This window comes from Streptomyces sp. NPDC008086, from assembly GCF_042957325.1.
GTDB lineage: Bacteria > Actinomycetota > Actinomycetes > Streptomycetales > Streptomycetaceae > Streptomyces.
The window spans coordinates 305,788-322,643 of record NZ_JBIBIA010000010.1 but is presented as its reverse complement, the minus strand read 5'-3'; the positions used below and the strand labels follow the sequence as shown (position 1 = coordinate 322,643).

Sequence of the window (16,856 nt, the reverse complement as noted above, 5' to 3'; positions counted from 1 at the left end):
AGACGGACTAATTGGGTAAGTTCCGGACATGACCAAGGCCGGAACCACCCTGGTGGCAGCGGACACGCCCGCTCCCGCCGTACGTCTTCCCCGGCGCCGTGGCATCGAACTGGCCCTCATCGTCGTGGCCGTCCTGCTCTCCGTGTACGGCTACTGCGCGGTCGGGATCGCCAAGCACGGCACCGTCCCGCCCGGTGCCGCCGGTTACGGCGCCGGGCTCGGCGTACTCGCGTTGGTCGCGCATCTGGCGGTGCGTCTGCGCGCCCCCTGTGCCGACCCGTTGCTGCTGCCGATCGGCGTGCTGCTCAACGGCCTCGGTCTGGTCCTGATCTACCGGCTCGACCTGGAGACGCCGGACGACCTGGCGGCCCCGGCCCAACTCGTGTGGTCCACGCTGGGCGTGGCGCTGTTCATCGTGGTCGTCCTGCTGCTGCGCGACCACCGGGTCCTCCAGCGCTACTCCTACGTCTGTGTCGTCGCCGCCCTCGTCCTCCTCACCATGCCGATCTTCTTCCCCTCGGTGAACGGTGCCCGCATCTGGATCCGGATCGCCGGATTCTCCATCCAGCCCGGCGAGTTCGCGAAGGTGCTGCTGGCCGTGTTCTTCGCCGCGTATCTGGCCGCCAACCGCAGTGCGCTGGCGTACACGGGCCGGCGGGTCCTCGGGATCGAGCGGCTGCAACTGCCCACCGGCCGGGTCCTCGGCCCGATCGTCGCCATCTGGCTGCTGAGCGTGGGCGTCCTGATCCTCGAACGCGACCTCGGCACCTCTCTGCTGTTCTTCGGCCTGTTCGTGGTCCTTCTCTACGTCGCCACCGGCCGCACCGGCTGGATCGCGCTCGGTCTGCTGCTCGCGGCGCTGGGCGCGGTGGCCGTCGGGCAGTTGGAGCCGCATGTGCACGGCAGGGTCGAGGACTGGCGGCATCCGTTCGCGTCGATCGAGGCGGGCGAGGGCCCGAACCAGCTGTCGCAGTCGCTGTTCGCGTTCGCGGCGGGCGGCATGCTCGGTACGGGGCTGGGCCGCGGTCACTCGATCCTGATCGGCTTCGCGGCCAAGTCGGACTTCATCCTGGCGACGGCCGGGGAGGAGCTGGGCCTCGCGGGCCTGTCCGCGATCTTCATCCTGTACGGCCTGCTGGTGGAGCGCGGCTACCGCGCCGGGCTCGCCCTGCGCGACCCCTTCGGCCGGCTGCTCGCGGTGGGGCTGGCCTCGATCGTGGCGCTCCAGGTGTTCGTCATCGCGGGCGGGGTGACCGGCCTGATCCCACTGACCGGCATGGCGATGCCGTTCCTGGCGCAGGGCGGCTCGTCGGTGGTGACCAACTGGGCGATCGTGGCGCTGCTGATCCGGGTGAGTGACAGAGCGCGCAGCCGGCTCGGGGTGCCCAAGGGCGAGGAGGCGGCGCGATGACCCGGCACATCCGGCACGCCGCCTTCTTCTGCGCCGTACTGCTGGTCGCGCTGCTCGTGAACGCCACCCGCATCCAGGTCTTCGAGGCCCCGTCCTACGACGACAACATCGCCAACCGCCGCACCACGATCTCCCGTTACGGCCAACCGCGCGGCGACATCCTGGTCGACGGGGCGCCGGTCACCGGATCCCGCGACACCCGGGAGCCGCTGCGCTACGAACGGACGTACACGAACGGCCCGATGTACGCCCCCGTCACCGGCTTCGCCTCCCAGGTGTACGGCACGACCCTGCTGGAGCACACGGAGGACGGCGTCCTGTCGGGCACGGACCCGCTGCTGTCGCCCTTCCCGCTCTGGAACGGCTCCGCCCGCGACCGGTATCCCGGCGGCGACGTCGTCACCACCCTGCGCGCGGCCGCGCAGCGGGCGGCGTACGAGGGGCTGGCGGGCCGCAAGGGCGCGGTGGCGGCCGTGGAGCCGGCGACGGGCCGCGTCCTGGCCCTGGTGTCGGCCCCGTCGTACGACCCGTCCGTGCTGTCCGGGAACCGTTCGGCGGTGGCCCGGTCCTGGGCGACGCTGAACCGCGACCCGGACAAGCCGATGCTGAACCGAGCGGTGCGCAAGACGTATCCGCCGGGCTCGACCTTCAAGGTGCTGACGGCGGCCGCGGCCCTGGACTCGGGGGTGATCGAGGACCTCGACGAGCCGACCGACTCCCCCGACCCCTACACCCTGCCCGGCACCAGGACCTCCCTCACGAACGAGTCCAAGGGCTGCAAGGACGTTCCGCTGCGCAAGGCGTTCGAGTGGTCGTGCAACACGGTGTTCGCCAAGCTCGGGGTCAAGGTCGGCGTGAAACGGATGGCGAGGACCGCGGAGGCGTTCGGCTTCAACGACGCGGACCTCAAGATCCCCTACTCGGTCGCCGAGAGCACCTTCGACACGAAGGTCGACAAGGCGCAGCTCGCCCTGTCGTCGATCGGCCAGTACAACACCCGTGCCACCCCGCTCCAGATGGCGATGGTCGCGGCGGCGGTGGCCAACGGCGGTCAGGTGCGCTCGCCGTATCTGGTGGAGCGCACGACCCGGGCGGGCGGCTCCACGGTGTCGACGGGCGGCTCGCGCCCGGCGCGGCAGGCCATGCGGCCCTCCACGGCCGTACTCCTCAAGGAACTGATGGTGGACGTGGTGCGCGAGGGCACCGGCTCGAACGCCTGGATCCCCGGCGCCACGGTCGGCGGCAAGACCGGCACGGCCCAGCACGGCCTCGGCAACTCCGGGACGCCGTACGCCTGGTTCGTGTCCTGGGCGAAGGGCGACACGGATCTGGAACCCAAGGTCGCCGTCGCCGTCGTGGTGGAGGACGCCGCCGCCGACCGGGGCGACATCAGCGGCGGCGGGGACGCGGCGCCGATCGCGCGGGCGGTGATGGAGGCGGTGCTGAACTCACCCCCGGAGCAGGTCCGTTGAGGACAGACGCCGAGCGCCCACGTACTGAGACACCCCCTGGACCCGCCCTCCATCCCGACCTACCGTTCGGTCCATGACGACACCTGCCGCTCCGGAAGCCGCCTACGAACTCGCCCAGGTCAACATCGCCCGCCTCAAGGCCCCACTGGACTCCCCGCAGTTGAAGGACTTCCTCGACAACCTCGAACCCGTGAACGCCGACGCCGACGCCGCCGACGGCTTCGTGTGGCGGCTGAAGGGGAACTCCGGCGACGCAACCGACGTGAGTGTCTTCGGCGACGAGTGGCTGATCATCAACCTGACGATGTGGCGCGACACCGACGCGCTGACCGCGTACATGTACCAGGGCCGTCACCGCGAGATGCTGGCCCGTCGCCGGGAGTGGTTCGAGCGGGTGCAGGAGGCGATGACGGCCCTGTGGTGGGTGCCCGCGGGCCACCGCCCGACGGTCGCCGAGGCGGAGTCCCGCCTCCTCCACCTCCGTACGAACGGCCCGACGCCGTACGCCTTCACCCTGCGCACGTCGTACCCCCCGCAGGGAGCACAGCCTGTGCTCGGCGAAGTGCCGGACGGACTGGGCTGCTCGGCCTAGGGACTGTCAGAACACCCCCTAGACGTCGCCCGCCCCCTCCTCGATCGCCTCGCCGACCTCGGCGACCCGCTCCCGCTCCTCGGCGGCGAACCGTTCGGCGTCCAGCTTCTCGGCGATCTCCTCGTCCTGTGCCATCAGCAGGTCCAGATTCGAGTCGCCCATCTCGAAGACACCCATGTCGACGTAGGCCTGCTGAAGGCGTGGACCCCACAGTCCGATGTCCTTCACACAGGGGACGATCCGGGAGAAGAGCAGCCGCCGGAAGAGCTGCAGGAACTCCGACCGCTCACTGATCCGCTCGGCCTCCGCCTTCGGAATGCCGAAGTTCTCCAGGACCTCGACACCCCGCAGCCGGTCCCGCATCAAATAGCAGCCCTCGATGACGAACTCCTCGCGCTCACGGAGCTCGGCGTCGGTCAGCTGCTTGTAGTAGTCCCGCAGGGCCATCCGCCCGAAGGCCACGTGCCGGGCCTCGTCCTGCATCACATACGCCAGGATCTGCTTGGGCAGCGGCTTGGTGGTGGTGTCCCGGATCATCCCGAAGGCGGCCAGCGCGAGCCCTTCGATCAGCACCTGCATACCGAGGTACGGCATGTCCCAGCGGCTGTCCCGCAGGGTGTCGCCCAGCAGGGCCTGGAGATTGTCGTTGATCGGATAGAGCATCCCGATCTTCTCGTGCAGAAAGCGCCCGTAGATCTCGGCGTGCCGCGCCTCGTCCATCGTCTGGGTCGCCGAGTAGAACTTCGCGTCCATGTCGGGCACCGACTCGACGATCCGCGCCGCACAGATCATCGCGCCCTGCTCACCGTGGAGGAACTGGCTGAACTGCCAGGAGGCGTAGTGCTTCCGCAGCTCGCCGCGCTCCCGCTCGTTCATCTTCGACCAGTACGGGGTCCCGTACAGGGCCATCGCCTCGTCGGGCGTGCCGAGCGCGTCGCACGGGTCGACCTCCAGATCCCAGTCGATCCTGAGCTGCCCGTCCCACTGTTTGTCCTTGCCCTTCTGGTACAGGGCCAGAAGCCGCTCACGCCCGTCGTCGTACTCCCAGCCGAAACGGGCCGCACCGGCCGCGGGCACCTGCCAGAGCGGCTCTCCGGGGTCGTTCGCGTACAGGTCATAGGTCGGCATGCCCCGCAGGCTCACACGCGATAGACGCGGCGTCAACAAGTCCCGCACAAGGGATTGACGACCTTGCTGACAGGCAGTCTCATAAGACACGGACGACGTACCCCCCGGTAACAGAGGTGAGCGACCGATGACGACCCTGACGGAAGCCGACGCGCTCGACGGTCTGCGCGACGCGCTCGGCCTGCTCAAGGACCGCGAACAGGTGGCCGAACGCCTCCTGGCCTCCTCGGCCAAGCACTCCTTCGACCCCGACAAGGAGCTGGACTGGGACGCGCCCTTCGAGGAGGGCAAGTGGTTCTGGCCCCCGGAGCTGGTCTCGCTCTACGACACGCCCCTGTGGAAGCGCATGAGCGAGGAGCAGCGGATCCTGCTCTCCCAGCACGAGGCCGCCGCCCTCGCCTCGCTCGGCATCTGGTTCGAGATCATCCTCATGCAGCTCCTGGTCCGCCACATCTACGACAAGGCGGCGACGAGCGCCCACGTCCGCTACGCGCTCACCGAGATCGAGGACGAGTGCCGGCACTCCAAGATGTTCGCCCGCCTGATCTCCCACGGAGACACCCCCTGGTACCCGGTCAGCCGCGCCCACCAGCACCTCGGCCGCCTCTTCAAGACGATCTCCACCACCCCCGGTTCCTTCACCGCGACCCTGCTGGGCGAGGAGGTCCTGGACTGGATGCAGCGGCTGACGTTCCCGGACGAGCGGGTGCAGCCGCTGATCCGGGGCGTGACGCGCATCCACGTCGTGGAGGAGGCCCGCCACGTCCGTTATGCCCGCGAGGAGCTGCGCCGGCAGATGGTGACGGCCCCGAAGTGGTCCCAGGAGTTCACGCGGGTCACCTCCGGGGAGTTCGCCCGGGTGTTCTCCGTGGCCTTCGTGAATCCCGAGGTGTACACGAACGTGGGGCTGGACAAGCGGGAGGCGATGGCGCAGGTGAAGGCGAGCGGCCACCGCCGGGAGGTCATGCAGACGGGGGCGAAGAAGCTGACGGACTTCCTGGACGACATCGGGGTGCTGCGGGGCGTAGGGCGGCGGCTGTGGAGGTCGTCCGGTCTGCTGGCGTGAGCGGGGCTGAGCTCGGGGCGGGTGTCGCTCGCCCGCGCCGGCGGGGTGCAGCCTGCGCCCACCCGTGCCGCCCCAGGCGGCACGATTGCCCGCAGCTGAGCGGCCCACGGGGCGCCGACCATCTCGGGCCGGGCTGACGAACCACGGCGCGCCGGCCGACCCAGGGGCGCGGGGCGGTGTCGATATGCGGCTCCGCGGCGTGGGCGCGACCAGCCACGACGCAGTCGTAGTCGCCAGATCACCGCACCACCACGGCGACTAGGCTTCATCCCATGTCCGCCGCCCCGGCCTACCGCCGCCTCAGCGTCGAGGAGCGGCGCAGTCAGCTCCTCGACGCCGCGCTGAACCTGTTCGCCCACCGCACCCCCGAGGACGTCTCCCTGGACGACGTGGCGGAGGCGGCCGGTGTCTCCCGCCCCCTCGTCTACCGCTACTTCCCCGGCGGCAAGCAGCAGCTCTACGAGGCCGCCCTCCGCTCGGCCGCCGAAGAGCTCCAGCAGTGCTTCGACGAACCCCGCGACGGCCCCCTCCTCCCCCGCCTCTCCCGTGCCCTCGACCGCTACCTGACCTTCGTCGACGAGCACGACACCGGCTTCAGCGCCCTCCTCCAGGGCGGCAGCGTCGTGGAGACCTCCCGCACCACCGCCATAGTGGACGGAGTCCGCCGCGCCGCGGCCGAGCACATCCTCAGCCACCTCGAGGTCACCGACCCCGGCCTCCACCTCCGTATGACCGTCCGCATGTGGATCACCGCGGTCGAGGCGGCGTCCCTGATCTGGCTCGACGAGGGGAAGCAGCCCCCCGTGGCGGAACTGCGGGACTGGCTGGTCGACCAGTTCGCCGCCGTGCTCTCGGTCACCGCGAACCGGGACCCCCAGACCGCCGCCCTGGCCGAGAAGCTCGCGGCGGATGGCTGACACTGGTGCCGTGAAGAGCGAAGACACCCCCTTCGAGGGCGGCCCGCTGGACGGCCGCGTCCTGCCCGTGCTCCTGGGCATCACCGGCCACCCGCCCAAGACGTACCGCGTCCCGGTCCCCGACCCGCACGGCGGCCCGCCCACGGTCCTCGTCTACCAGCGCGTACCGCGCACCCCGGGCCGCATGGGCCTCTCCCGGCGCTGGAAGTACGAGTACGACCCCGAGGGCCGTAGGACCAGCCGGCTGAACTGGCCGTGGTCCAAGCCAGACACCACGCCGCAGGGCAAGCCACACGACACGAACGAGTGATCGGGTTCCGCCGACCCGAGCACACCCACCGCGCGAACACGTCGTCCCGGGCTAAGGCTCGCGATGCGGAGCAGAGAGCCTCTCCGCACCGGAGGTGATGACGTGTCAGGAAGGCTTCTGCGTCTGGCGTGTACGGCGGCGTCGGCCGCCACGATCCTCGCATCGGCCCCGGCGCCCGCGACGGCGGCCCCCGAGCCGTCGTCCCCGGACCAGCGCGAGCGCTCCACCGCTAGCCTGCTGACGGATCTTCAGCGGCTGTACCGACAGGCCGAACAGGCCACGGAGACCTACAACGCCACCGCGGAGAAGCTGAAGAAGCAGCGCACCGAGGTGACCCGCCTGGACGCCGCCCTGGCCCACGCCCGGCTTTCCCTGCACCACAGCCGGGGCGCGGCCGGCCGCCTGGCCCGCCAGCAGTACCAGAACACCACGGACATCTCCCCGTACATCCGTCTGCTCCTGGCCCGCGACCCGCAGCACGCCCTGGACCAGGGGCATGTCATCGGCCTGCTGGCACGCGAGCGCGCGGAGGCGGTCGGCCGGCTGACCGGCACAGAACGCAAGGCCGACGAGCTGGCCCGCAAGGCGCGCAAGGCCCTCGACGCGCAACTCGCCCTGGCGAAGCGCCAGAAGAAGGACAGGGACACCGTGGAGAAGCGCCTCAAGAAGGTCGAGGAGCTCCTGGCGTCCCTGACCGCCGCCCAGCTGGCGGCGCTGGCGGAGTTCGAGAAGACCGGCATCGCCAAGGCCCAGCGGGCCTTCCTGGCGTCCGGCGCTCTGGCCAAGGACGATCACAAGCCGTCCTCCGAGGCCGACCGGGCCATCCGCTACGCCAGGAAGCAGCTGGGCAAGCCGTACAAGTGGGGCGCGGAGGGCCCGAGGTCGTACGACTGCTCAGGTCTGACGTCCGAGGCCTGGGCCCATGCCGGCACCCCGATCCCCCGCACCAGCCAGGAGCAGTGGGCGCGGCTCGACCGCATCCCGCTGTCGAAGCTGCGCCCGGGCGACCTGGTCGTCTACTTCCCGGACGCCACCCATGTGGCGATGTACCTCGGCAAGGGCAAGGTGATCCAGGCGCCGCGCACCGGCGAGAAGGTCAAGATCTCGCCGATCGCGTCGAACCCGGTCCTGGGAGCCGTACGCCCGCAGGAGTCCTCGAAGGCGGGCAAACAGGTCAGGTCCCGGAAACCTCAGCGAGATACGCCGCGGTCTTCTCCGGATCGTAGAAGAAGTTCTCGAAGTCAGCCGGGTCGTTGAACCCGTTGGCGAACCGGTCGGCGACCGGCGGCAGCTGTCCGGCCGCGCCGATGAGGCCCAGGATGTGCTCCGGCGGCGGTGCCAGCATCGCGTTGGTCCACTTGGTGACGTGCTGCGCGGTGGCCCAGTACCGGTCGAACGTGGCGCGCATCCACGTCTCGTCGAACTCCTTCTCCCCGTGCTCGACGATCGAGGCGAGGTAGGCGGCGGCGCACTTGGAGGCCGAGTTGGAGCCCTGTCCGGTGATCGGGTCGTTCGCCACGACGACGTCCGCGACGCCCAGCACGAGCCCTCCTCCGGGGAGCCGCCCGATCGGGTTGCGCACGGTCGGCGCGTACCGCCCGCTCAGCACGCCGCCCGCGTCCGTGAGCTCGGCCTTGGTGGCCCGCGCGTACTCCCAGGGGACGTACCGCTCCATGAGTTCCAGGGTCAGGGAGAGGTGTTCCGCGGGGTCCTTCACGCCGTCGAAGACGTCGAGCGGGCCGCCGGGTATGCCCTCCCAGAACAGGATGTCGGCGCGCCCGGACGTCGTCAGGGTGGGCATGACGAACAGCTCGCCCACGCCCGGGACGAGGTTGCAGCGCACGGCCTCCTGGTCCGGGTGCTCCGGACGCGGGCCGAGCCCGTGGACGTACGAGACGGCCAGCGCGCGCTGCGGCCGGCTGTACGGGGAGCGCTCGGCGTCCCGCTCGAACATCTGGACGAGCTCGCCCTTGCCGGCCGAGACCAGCACCAGGTCGTACGTACGGGAGAAGTAGTCGAGGTCGCCGACCGCCGCGCCGTGGATGACCAGTTGGCCGCCGCGCTGCGCGAACGTCTCCATCCAGCCGGCCATCTTCACCCGCTGGTCGACCGACTGCGCGTACCCGTCGAGGCGTCCCCGCCAGTCGATCGCCCGCGCCGCCGGACCCTCGCTCCAGGAGCCGGGGGCCGCCACCGAGACGCCGAGTCCTTCGATCTTCGGGGCCTGGGACTCCCAGAAGTTCAGCTGGAGATCGCGCTCGTGCTGCAGTGCCGTGTGGAACATGCACTGCGTGGACATGACCCGACCGGAGCGGATCTCGTCCGCCGTCCGGTTGGACATCAGGGTGACCTCGTATCCGTGCGACTGGAGTCCGAGGGCGATCTGGAGTCCGGACTGACCGGCTCCGACGACGAGTATCTTCCGCATCCGGGGCTGTTCTCCTACTCGGCTCTACTCGGGGGTTTCGTCCAGTGCGTGTCGGACGAGGGCCAACAGGGTCTCGATGGCCGAAATCCGACGCCGCGCATCCATGATCATGACAGGTATGTGCGCGGGCACGGTCAGGGCATCCCGGACGTCCTCCGGCTCGAACAGCTCGCTGTCGTCGAAGTGGTTGACCGCGACGACGTACGGCAGCCCGCAGCTCTCGAAGTAGTCCAGCGCCGGGAAGCAGTCCTTCAGGCGCCGGGTGTCGGCCAGGACGACCGCGCCGATCGCGCCGCGCACCAGGTCGTCCCACATGAACCAGAACCGCTGCTGGCCCGGCGTGCCGAACAGGTAGAGCACCAGGTCGTCGTCGAGCGTGATGCGGCCGTAGTCCATGGCCACGGTGGTGGTCATCTTGCCCGGCGTCGAGGTGAGGTCGTCGGTCTCCTCGCTCGCCTCGGTCATCAGCGCCTCGGTCTGCAGGGGCGTGATCTCCGAGACGGCGCTGACCAGCGTGGTCTTGCCGACGCCGAAGCCGCCCGCCACGACTATCTTCGTGGCGATCGGGGCCCGGGTACGGTCCGTCTGCCAGGGCTGTTCGGGCTCCTCGTCGACGAGGAGCGGGGAGACACCGCGAGCGGCGTCAGAGACGACGGAGTCCACTCAGCACCCTTTCCAGCAGCGCGCGTTCCGGCCGGCCCGTGCCGTGGCCGGTTCCGGTGCCGTACACACGGATCTTTCCCTGGTCCGCGAGGTCGCTGAGGAGCACCCGGACCACGCCGAGCGGCATCTTCAGCAGCGCGGCGATCTCGGCCACCGTGCGCATACGGCGGCACAGTTCGACGATGGCCCGCATCTCCGGCATCACCCGGGTGGAGAGGGAACCTCCCCCACTGCCAATAGCGTGGGCGGTGCCCCCAGTCAGTTCCCTGCGCTCCTCGGCGGCCTCCAGCGCGGCCGTGCTGCCGACGAACGTCTCGACGAGGAGGACGTGGCCGAAACGGGTACGGCCGCCGGTGAGCGAGTAGGGGCGTACGCGGGCGGGCTTGCGGTCACCGCCGCGGACGGGGAGCTGGGGCCTGCCGTGCGGGGCGTTGCTCATCGGGTACTCCCTGCCGACGCGGTCTCGAGGGACTTCCGTAGCTCGCTGCGGAGTTCGGGGGTGAGCACGTGGCCGGCCCGGCCGACGAAGAGCGCCATGTGGTACGCCACCACGCTCATGTCGCAGTCGGCGGAGCCGTGTACGCCGAGCAGTGAGCCGTCGCTGATGGACATCACGAACAGGCTGCCCTCGTCCATCGCGACCATCGTGTGCTTCACGCCGCCGAACTGCATCAGTTTGGCGGCGCCGATGGTGAGGCTGCCGATGCCGGAGACGATGGTGGCCAGGTCGGCGGAGGAGCCGCGTGGGCCGGTGGGCTTGTCGGGCCTGGTTTCCCGGGCCTCGGCGTTTCGGGCGTGGTCGGAGGAGAGCAGGAGCAATCCGTCGGAGGAGACCACCGCGACTGACTGGATGCCCGGCACCTCCTCGACCAGATTCGTCAACAACCAGTGCAGGTTGCGGGCTTCACTGCTCAGTCCGAAGGTACTGGGCGCGGTCAACTGCTTGCCTCCTCGACTGTGCCCCCCGTGGCTGCTTCGGATGGTGCTGTCGGGGCCTTGGTCTGGCCCGTCTGTTCGGCGATCTCCGCCTGTACCTCGCGGTGGCCCGCCTCCGCTCCCCTGCGGAATCCGCCGAGTCTCCTGCGGAGGGCTTCGGCGTCGACGGTGCCGGTCCGCTGGCGCGGGGCCTGGGCGGGGGCGGTGATCTTCGGGGTGCGTTTGGGGAGGCCCTTGTCGGTGACGGGGTCCTCGTCCTGGGTGCGGGTGTGTTCCGCCTCGGCTTCGCCTTCGGCGGGGTTCTGGTACCCGCCCGCACCACCCGTGCGGGCGTCGTCGTCGAGTGCGGGTGGCCCCTGTGGGGCGTCCTCGCCGTCGGCGACCGCGAGTCGTTCGCCGGTGCCCTTTGCGCGGCCCGCGGACCCGGTGCCGGCGGTCGCGGACCCGGTGCCCGATGCCACCTCCACGGACTCGACGCCCACCGGCCCACCCGGCCGCACCCCGGGCGTCAGCCCCGGCATCGACCCGCCCGTCGACTCAGAAGCCGGCCCCGGCGCCGGACCGGCCGGCGACTCAGGCCTGCGCGTCTGCGTCGGACCGGTCGGGGTGTCGGGTGTCGGTGCCTGCGTCGGATCCGCCGTCGGCTCGGGCGTCGGATCCGATGTCGGCGGTGTCGGGATCAGGAGTTCCATCGTGGTCTCGGCAGGGTGCTCGCGCTCCTGCTCGGCCTCGGGGTGGCCCGGCTGTCGTTGCGTCGGTGGTGCTTCCGTTGTCTCCTCTACGGCCTTCTCCGCCAGGGCCACGAGGGGGTCGACGCCCTTCGTGCGGCCGTGCAGGACGTTGGAGTTGGCCTCCGCCGCGGCGCCGGGGAGGGAGAAGGTGGGGGCGCCGGTGGGGTGCCGTGAGTCCGAGGGGACCGCGGCCGCCGGGGCGGGGGCCAGGAGACTCTTCGGCAGGACCGCGACCGCGGCCACGCCGCCCTGCTTCTGTTCGCGGAGCTGGACGCGGACGCCGTGGCGGTGGGCGAGACGGGCGACGACGTAGAGGCCGAGGCCCAGGCCGTCCTCGCCCTCCTGGTCGTAGGAGTTCTCGGGGTCGAAGTCGGCGAGGCGGGAGTTGAGGCGGGTCAGGCGCTCGCCCGTCATCCCGATGCCCTCGTCCTGGACCGACAGCATGACCTCGCCGCTCTCCAGCAGCCAGCCGGAGACCTCGACGGGCAGGTCGGGCGGGGAGAACGAGGTCGCGTTCTCCATCAGCTCGGCCAGCAGGTGGGAGAGGTCGTCCGCCGCGAAGCCCGCCACGTGCGCGTGCGGCGGGAGCGCGGCGATGCGTACGCGCTCGTAGCGCTCGATCTCGCTGACCGCCGCACGGACGACGTCGACCAGCGGGACCGGTCCCACGTGCTGCTGGACATGCTCGGTGCCCGCCAGGACGAGGAGGTTCTCGCTGTGCCGGCGCATGACGGTGGCGAAGTGGTCGAGCTTGAAGAGCGTGGCGAGACGCTCGGGGTCCTGCTCGCGCTCCTCCAGGCCCTCGATGACCGCGAGTTGACGCTCGACGAGGCCGAGGGTGCGCAGGGCGAGGTTGACGAAGGTGTTGCCGATACTGTCCCGCAGCCGTTCCAACTGGGCGGCTGATTCCGCGAGTTCGGTGCGCAGCCCCTCGCGCGCGTCGGCCATTTTCTGCCGCTGGCCGACCAGGTGCTTGCGGTCGGACTCCAGGGTGGTGATGCGCTCGTGGAGGGCGAGGGCGTGCGCGTGCAAGGCGTTGACGGAGTCGACGACCTGGGCGAACTCGTCCTTGCGGCCGGTGAACTTGACCGGCTCCTCGGCCGCCGGGTCCTCGGCGCGGGCGAGCCGGGCGGAGCCGAGGCGCAGGACCGCGAGGGGCCGGGTGAGGCTGCGGGCCATGCCGGTGGCGACACCCACGGCGAGCAGCATCAGGGCGCCGAGGATCGCGATCCGGATCTCCAGCGCGGTGACGTCGTCGTCGCGCAGCTGCTCCAGGGCCTTGGTGCGGCGGTCGTAGAGAGCGGACTCCACACCGCGCATCAGGTCGACGCGGGCGGAGAGGGCGGCCTCGGCGCGCTTGGTGTTCGTGGCCAGGTCACGGTCGGAGAGCGCGGGCTGGTCGGTGAGGGCGGCGAGATACCGGTCGGCGGTGTTGACCTCCGGGCCGGTGACCGTGGAGTCGTACGACGTGCGTGCCGCCTTGGGCGCGGTGTCGTGGAAGTCGGCGAGGGCGGCGTCGGAGCGCAGTCGGGCCTGCTGGGCGGCGGCGCTGAGAGCGGCGCGCTGCCTGGCGTCGGCGTCCGAGGAGGTCTTCCGGGTGCTCGCGATGCCGGTGATCGGGTCGACGACCGTCTCGGTGGTGGTCGGCACGCTCAGCGCGGCGAGCAGCAGTCCTCGCGCGGCGGCGGCCTGCTGGACGGCGGAGTCCAGTTCGGCGAGCGCGTGGGCGCCGGCACCCGCGCGGGGCGGCGTCTGCGCGGCCAGGCTCTCGGCGAGCCGGTGGAGTTCGGTGATGGTGGCCGAGTACGCGGTGTGCGCTTCCAGCGCGGTGCTCTTGCCGGTGAGCGCGCCCCTGCGTACGGCGGCGATGGCGTCGAGGTCGTCGCGCAGCGAGGCCGGCGCGTCGGGGTCGGCGCGCAGTTCCTCGACCTGCCGGTCGACGCGGACGCTGCGCTGTTCGCTGGGCGCCTTGGACTCGGGGCGGCCGGCGGCGACGTACGACGTGACCTCGTCGCGCTCGTCGGCGAGGGAGTGGGCGAGCGTGAGCGCGTTCTCCGTCTGCTCGGCGAGGGTCACCAGTTCCTGGGAGTCGTGCAGTTGCCCGGAGGCGGTGACGATCGAGGGGACGCCTGCGCCCGCGATGGCGGCGGCCACGACGGCCACGGCGACGATCAGCCGGTTCCGTACGTGCGTCGGGCGCCCCCTGCCCGCGGGCGCGGCGTCGCCAGTGGTGCCGGTCGCGGCGCCGGGAGTGGGCTGCGTGCCCCCTGCGGAGGCCGTCTGCTTGCCTGAGCGACGAGGCCGCGTCTTCTGCACCGGTGCTCGCATTCCTGACTCGTGATACCCATGGGTCCGGATGACGTTCCGTCAACTACCGCCGACCTCGCGTACACCCCTCCCCCAAGCTCTCGCCCGCGAGCGGAGCTCGCTGATTGATGCAGCGCTCGAGCAGGGGGTGTCCTCACCGGTCCCCGACCCTCCCAGTGCCGGTGGGCGACGGCCGCGCATCACCTGACCCGCCACCCGAAGGAGTGAACCCCGGAGGGGAGTTGGCGGGCAAGTTCCTCCGGCGCGTGCACACGCCTTGTACGGCAGGCCGGTTGGACGTCCGCGGCACGCGGTGGCAGTATTCGCCGCCACGGCTTCCCGGAGCACTCCATTCCACCCCAAATCCGACGTCTGACCTGCGAGCCCTCGCCCTTTCGGCAGTTGTTGCGACCCCTTCGTGGACCTTGTGAAGGGCTCGTGCAGACTGACCGAATGCGAACAGAGCTTGTTTCGGAGTCCGGCGATCCGGCCCGCCCCAACGAGGACTTCGCGAGTGTCGGCCTTCCCGCCTCGGGACAGGGAGGCGTACTGGTGGTCCTGGACGGAGTGACCCCACCGCGGGGCGAGACGGGCTGTCTGCATTCGGTCCCCTGGTTCACGGCGCGGCTCGGCGGAGCGCTGACCGAACTGACCGTTTCACTCCCCGATGTGCCGCTCGCCGAGGCGCTGGGCCGGGCTGTCACACGTACCGCTGACGCACACGCCCAAACCTGTGACCTTTCTCACCCACGCACCCCGCAGGCCACGGCGGTTCTGGCCCGCTGGTCGCCGGAGACGGTCGAGTACCTGATCCTCTCCGACTCGGCCCTCCTGCTGGAGTCGCCCGACGGCACCATCACCCCCTGCCTGGACGACCGTCTGGCCCGCCTCCCCCGTGCCTCGCTGGCCACGGACGCCCTGATCGACGCCCATGTCCGCAACAAGGAGGGGGGCTTCTTCACGGCGGCCGCGGATCCGTCGGTGGCGGCGCGGGCGGTGACGGGGGTGCTGCCGCGCGGCGAGGTCCGGGCCCTGGCGGCGCTGACGGACGGGGCGACGCGCTGGGTGGAGAAGTTCCGGGAGGGCGACTGGGGGGACTGCTTCACCTTCGTACGGAAGGAGGGGGCGCGGGGGCTGGTGGACCGGGTGCGGGCGCTGGAGCGGGCGGACGCGGAGGAGCGGACGTATCTGGGGCGCAGCAAGACGCACGACGACGCGACGGTGGTGTACGTGGAGTGGTGAGCGGACGGGGGTCCCGTGCTCGCCCCGGCCCGCCCTACTTCTCCATGCCCCGGTTCAACTGGTTGAGCAGCCGGCCCAGCTCCGCGACCTCGCGCGGGTCCCAGTGGGAGAGCTGCTCGACATAGCGCGCCCGCCGCGCCTCGCGCACCTTGGCGACCCGGCCGCGCCCCTCCTCCGTGAGGTGCACCAGCCACGCCCGCCCGTCGGCGGGGTCGGGCTCGCGGGCGACCAGGCCCAGGTCCTCCAGGGCGCGCAGCTGGCGGGACATGGTGGCCTTGCCGACGCCGATGTAGGCGGCGAGCTCGGTGGCCCGCATCCGGCCGGACTCGTCGAGCCGCACCAGCAGCCCGTACGCCGCCGACTCCAGGTCGGGATGGACCTCGCGGGCCATCTCGCCCTGCTTGGCCCGGGCGCGCCGGAACAGAACGGTCAGCTCCCGTTCCAGATCGAGGAACTCGGGCCGGCCCGGGACACCGCCGGAGGCCCGCTCGGAGGGGGCACCCGCCGACTGTCCTCGCCGTTCGTCCCCGTTTCCGTCTTCCCGCACGTCAGCCCCTGCCTCGAATGTCCCGGTCCTGAAAGTTTCCGACGCCCGCCGTCGTCGCCGCAGCTCCGCCAGTATTTCGCAGGCTTAGACCAACGGCAGCCCCCGGACCCCCTTCCACCTGCTCTTCTCGCTGCCTAGGGTCTCTGTCGAGACCACGGCTGGCATGCCCACGCCACACAGACCCGGCCGCGGCCGGTCACGGATACGCGCGACTTCCCCACCGAGCGTCACCGAGCCGTCGGAGGCACGCTATGCCCGTGCAAAGACCCGAACCGCTCCGCCCCCGGCACACCCCTGTCGCCGGGCTCCTGCTCGCAGCCCTTCTGACCCTGACCCTCCTCGTACTGACCACCCGGCCCGCCTCGGCGTCCGCCGACGACCCCCCGGCCCGCGGCTCCGCCCACATGGGCATGGGCATCCTCACCCACGACGGCACCGACGGTGAACCCGTCGCTGACCTGGCCGCTCAGACGGAAGGCGTGGACGTCTCCAGCCACCAGGGCGACGTCGCCTGGTCGACCCTGTGGGACAGCGGGGTGAAGTGGGCCTATGTGAAGGCCACCGAGGGGACCTACTACACCAACCCCTACTTCACTCAGCAGTACGACGGCTCCTACGACGTCGGCATGATCCGCGGCGCTTACCACTTCGCCACCCCGGACACCACCAATGGCGCAACCCAGGCCGACTATTTCGTCGACCACGGCGGCGGCTGGTCCCGCGACGGCAAGACCCTCCCGGGCGTCCTCGACATCGAGTGGAACCCGTACGGCGACGCCTGCTACGGCAAGACCCCGACCGCGATGGTCACCTGGATCCGCGACTTCCTGGACCGGTACAAGGCCCGCACCGGCCGCGACGCCGTCATCTACACGGCGACGAACTGGTGGAAGCAGTGCACCGGCAACCACAGCGGCTTCGCCACCGCCAACCCGCTGTGGGTCGCCCGGTACGCCGCCGAGGTGGGGGAACTCCCGGCCGGCTGGGACTACTACACGATGTGGCAGTACACGTCCTCCGGCCCGACCGTCGGCGACCACAACCGGTTCAACGGGACGCTGGACAGGGTCGTGGCGCTCGCCAACGGCTAGCCCTGCCGCGGCGAA

16 protein-coding genes are annotated in these 16,856 nt (G+C 70.9%); 9 read left to right on the top strand and 7 right to left on the bottom strand.

Annotated features, from left to right (window positions below; translation table 11 throughout):
* Positions 1-28: 28 nt before the first annotated feature.
* The 3 genes from ACFZBP_RS33880 (at position 29) to ACFZBP_RS33870 (ending at position 3,475) form a co-directional block, all read left to right on the top strand.
* Positions 29-1,411: an FtsW/RodA/SpoVE family cell cycle protein gene (locus ACFZBP_RS33880; protein WP_391418859.1), complete on the top strand. Its 1,383-nt coding sequence runs from the start codon at positions 29-31 to the stop codon at positions 1,409-1,411.
* Positions 1,408-2,883: a penicillin-binding transpeptidase domain-containing protein gene (locus tag ACFZBP_RS33875; RefSeq protein WP_391418857.1), complete on the top strand. Its 1,476-nt coding sequence runs from the start codon at positions 1,408-1,410 to the stop codon at positions 2,881-2,883. The genes ACFZBP_RS33880 and ACFZBP_RS33875 overlap by 4 nt, the downstream gene beginning before the upstream one ends.
* A 73-nt stretch (positions 2,884-2,956) precedes the next feature.
* Entirely contained in the window at positions 2,957-3,475 is a 519-nt protein-coding gene (locus ACFZBP_RS33870; RefSeq protein ID WP_391418854.1) for a DUF3291 domain-containing protein, read from the top strand.
* Between the two features lie 18 nt (positions 3,476-3,493).
* Here ACFZBP_RS33870 and ACFZBP_RS33865 read toward each other — a convergent pair whose 3' ends face one another.
* Positions 3,494-4,603, bottom strand: coding sequence for a diiron oxygenase (locus tag ACFZBP_RS33865; RefSeq protein ID WP_391418852.1), 1,110 nt, complete (start codon positions 4,601-4,603; stop codon positions 3,494-3,496).
* A 127-nt stretch (positions 4,604-4,730) separates the two neighbouring features.
* On the opposite strand from ACFZBP_RS33865, the gene ACFZBP_RS33860 reads away from it, so the two are divergent.
* The 4 genes from ACFZBP_RS33860 (at position 4,731) to ACFZBP_RS33845 (ending at position 8,153) form a co-directional block, all read left to right on the top strand.
* Positions 4,731-5,669 carry a diiron oxygenase gene (locus tag ACFZBP_RS33860; RefSeq protein ID WP_383451856.1) on the top strand — a complete coding sequence of 313 codons (939 nt, stop codon included), beginning with the start codon at positions 4,731-4,733 and terminating at the stop codon, positions 5,667-5,669.
* Between the two features lie 272 nt (positions 5,670-5,941).
* The gene (locus ACFZBP_RS33855) at positions 5,942-6,586 is read left to right on the top strand and encodes a TetR/AcrR family transcriptional regulator (RefSeq protein WP_383451855.1); all 645 of its coding nucleotides are present in this window, start codon (positions 5,942-5,944) and stop codon (positions 6,584-6,586) included.
* A complete protein-coding gene (locus ACFZBP_RS33850; protein ID WP_383451853.1) occupies positions 6,579-6,896 on the top strand; it encodes a hypothetical protein in 318 nt (105 codons plus the stop codon). The genes ACFZBP_RS33855 and ACFZBP_RS33850 overlap by 8 nt, the downstream gene beginning before the upstream one ends.
* 102 nt (positions 6,897-6,998) lie before the next feature.
* Positions 6,999-8,153 (top strand): NlpC/P60 family protein, encoded by a 1,155-nt coding sequence (locus ACFZBP_RS33845; RefSeq protein ID WP_391418848.1) that lies wholly within the window; start codon positions 6,999-7,001, stop codon positions 8,151-8,153.
* Here ACFZBP_RS33845 and ACFZBP_RS33840 read toward each other — a convergent pair.
* The 5 genes from ACFZBP_RS33840 to ACFZBP_RS33820 are packed head-to-tail and all read right to left on the bottom strand — an operon-like array spanning position 8,071 to position 13,970.
* Positions 8,071-9,324: a styrene monooxygenase/indole monooxygenase family protein gene (locus tag ACFZBP_RS33840; protein WP_383451850.1), complete on the bottom strand. Its 1,254-nt coding sequence runs from the start codon at positions 9,322-9,324 to the stop codon at positions 8,071-8,073. The genes ACFZBP_RS33845 and ACFZBP_RS33840 overlap by 83 nt on opposite strands.
* A gap of 24 nt (positions 9,325-9,348) precedes the next feature.
* Positions 9,349-9,987, bottom strand: coding sequence for an ATP/GTP-binding protein (locus tag ACFZBP_RS33835; protein ID WP_383451848.1), 639 nt, complete (start codon positions 9,985-9,987; stop codon positions 9,349-9,351).
* Positions 9,968-10,426, bottom strand: a complete 459-nt coding sequence (locus ACFZBP_RS33830) for a DUF742 domain-containing protein (RefSeq protein ID WP_383451846.1) — start codon at positions 10,424-10,426, stop codon at positions 9,968-9,970. Before ACFZBP_RS33830 ends, ACFZBP_RS33835 begins: the two co-directional genes overlap by 20 nt.
* Positions 10,423-10,926 carry a hypothetical protein gene (locus ACFZBP_RS33825; protein ID WP_062717897.1) on the bottom strand — a complete coding sequence of 168 codons (504 nt, stop codon included), beginning with the start codon at positions 10,924-10,926 and terminating at the stop codon, positions 10,423-10,425. The genes ACFZBP_RS33830 and ACFZBP_RS33825 overlap by 4 nt, the downstream gene beginning before the upstream one ends.
* Entirely contained in the window at positions 10,923-13,970 is a 3,048-nt protein-coding gene (locus ACFZBP_RS33820) for a nitrate- and nitrite sensing domain-containing protein (protein ID WP_391418841.1), read from the bottom strand. The genes ACFZBP_RS33825 and ACFZBP_RS33820 overlap by 4 nt, the downstream gene beginning before the upstream one ends.
* A 444-nt stretch (positions 13,971-14,414) precedes the next feature.
* Between ACFZBP_RS33820 and ACFZBP_RS33815 the strand changes: the two genes are divergently transcribed.
* Positions 14,415-15,203: a protein phosphatase 2C domain-containing protein gene (locus ACFZBP_RS33815; RefSeq protein ID WP_391418838.1), complete on the top strand. Its 789-nt coding sequence runs from the start codon at positions 14,415-14,417 to the stop codon at positions 15,201-15,203.
* Positions 15,204-15,237: 34 nt separating this feature from the next.
* Here the strand turns inward: ACFZBP_RS33815 and ACFZBP_RS33810 are convergent, their stop codons facing one another.
* Positions 15,238-15,750: a MarR family winged helix-turn-helix transcriptional regulator gene (locus ACFZBP_RS33810; RefSeq protein ID WP_383451840.1), complete on the bottom strand. Its 513-nt coding sequence runs from the start codon at positions 15,748-15,750 to the stop codon at positions 15,238-15,240.
* 251 nt (positions 15,751-16,001) lie between these two features.
* Between ACFZBP_RS33810 and ACFZBP_RS33805 the strand changes: the two genes are divergently transcribed.
* Positions 16,002-16,841 (top strand): GH25 family lysozyme, encoded by an 840-nt coding sequence (locus ACFZBP_RS33805; protein WP_391418835.1) that lies wholly within the window; start codon positions 16,002-16,004, stop codon positions 16,839-16,841.
* Positions 16,842-16,856: the final 15 nt, after the last annotated feature.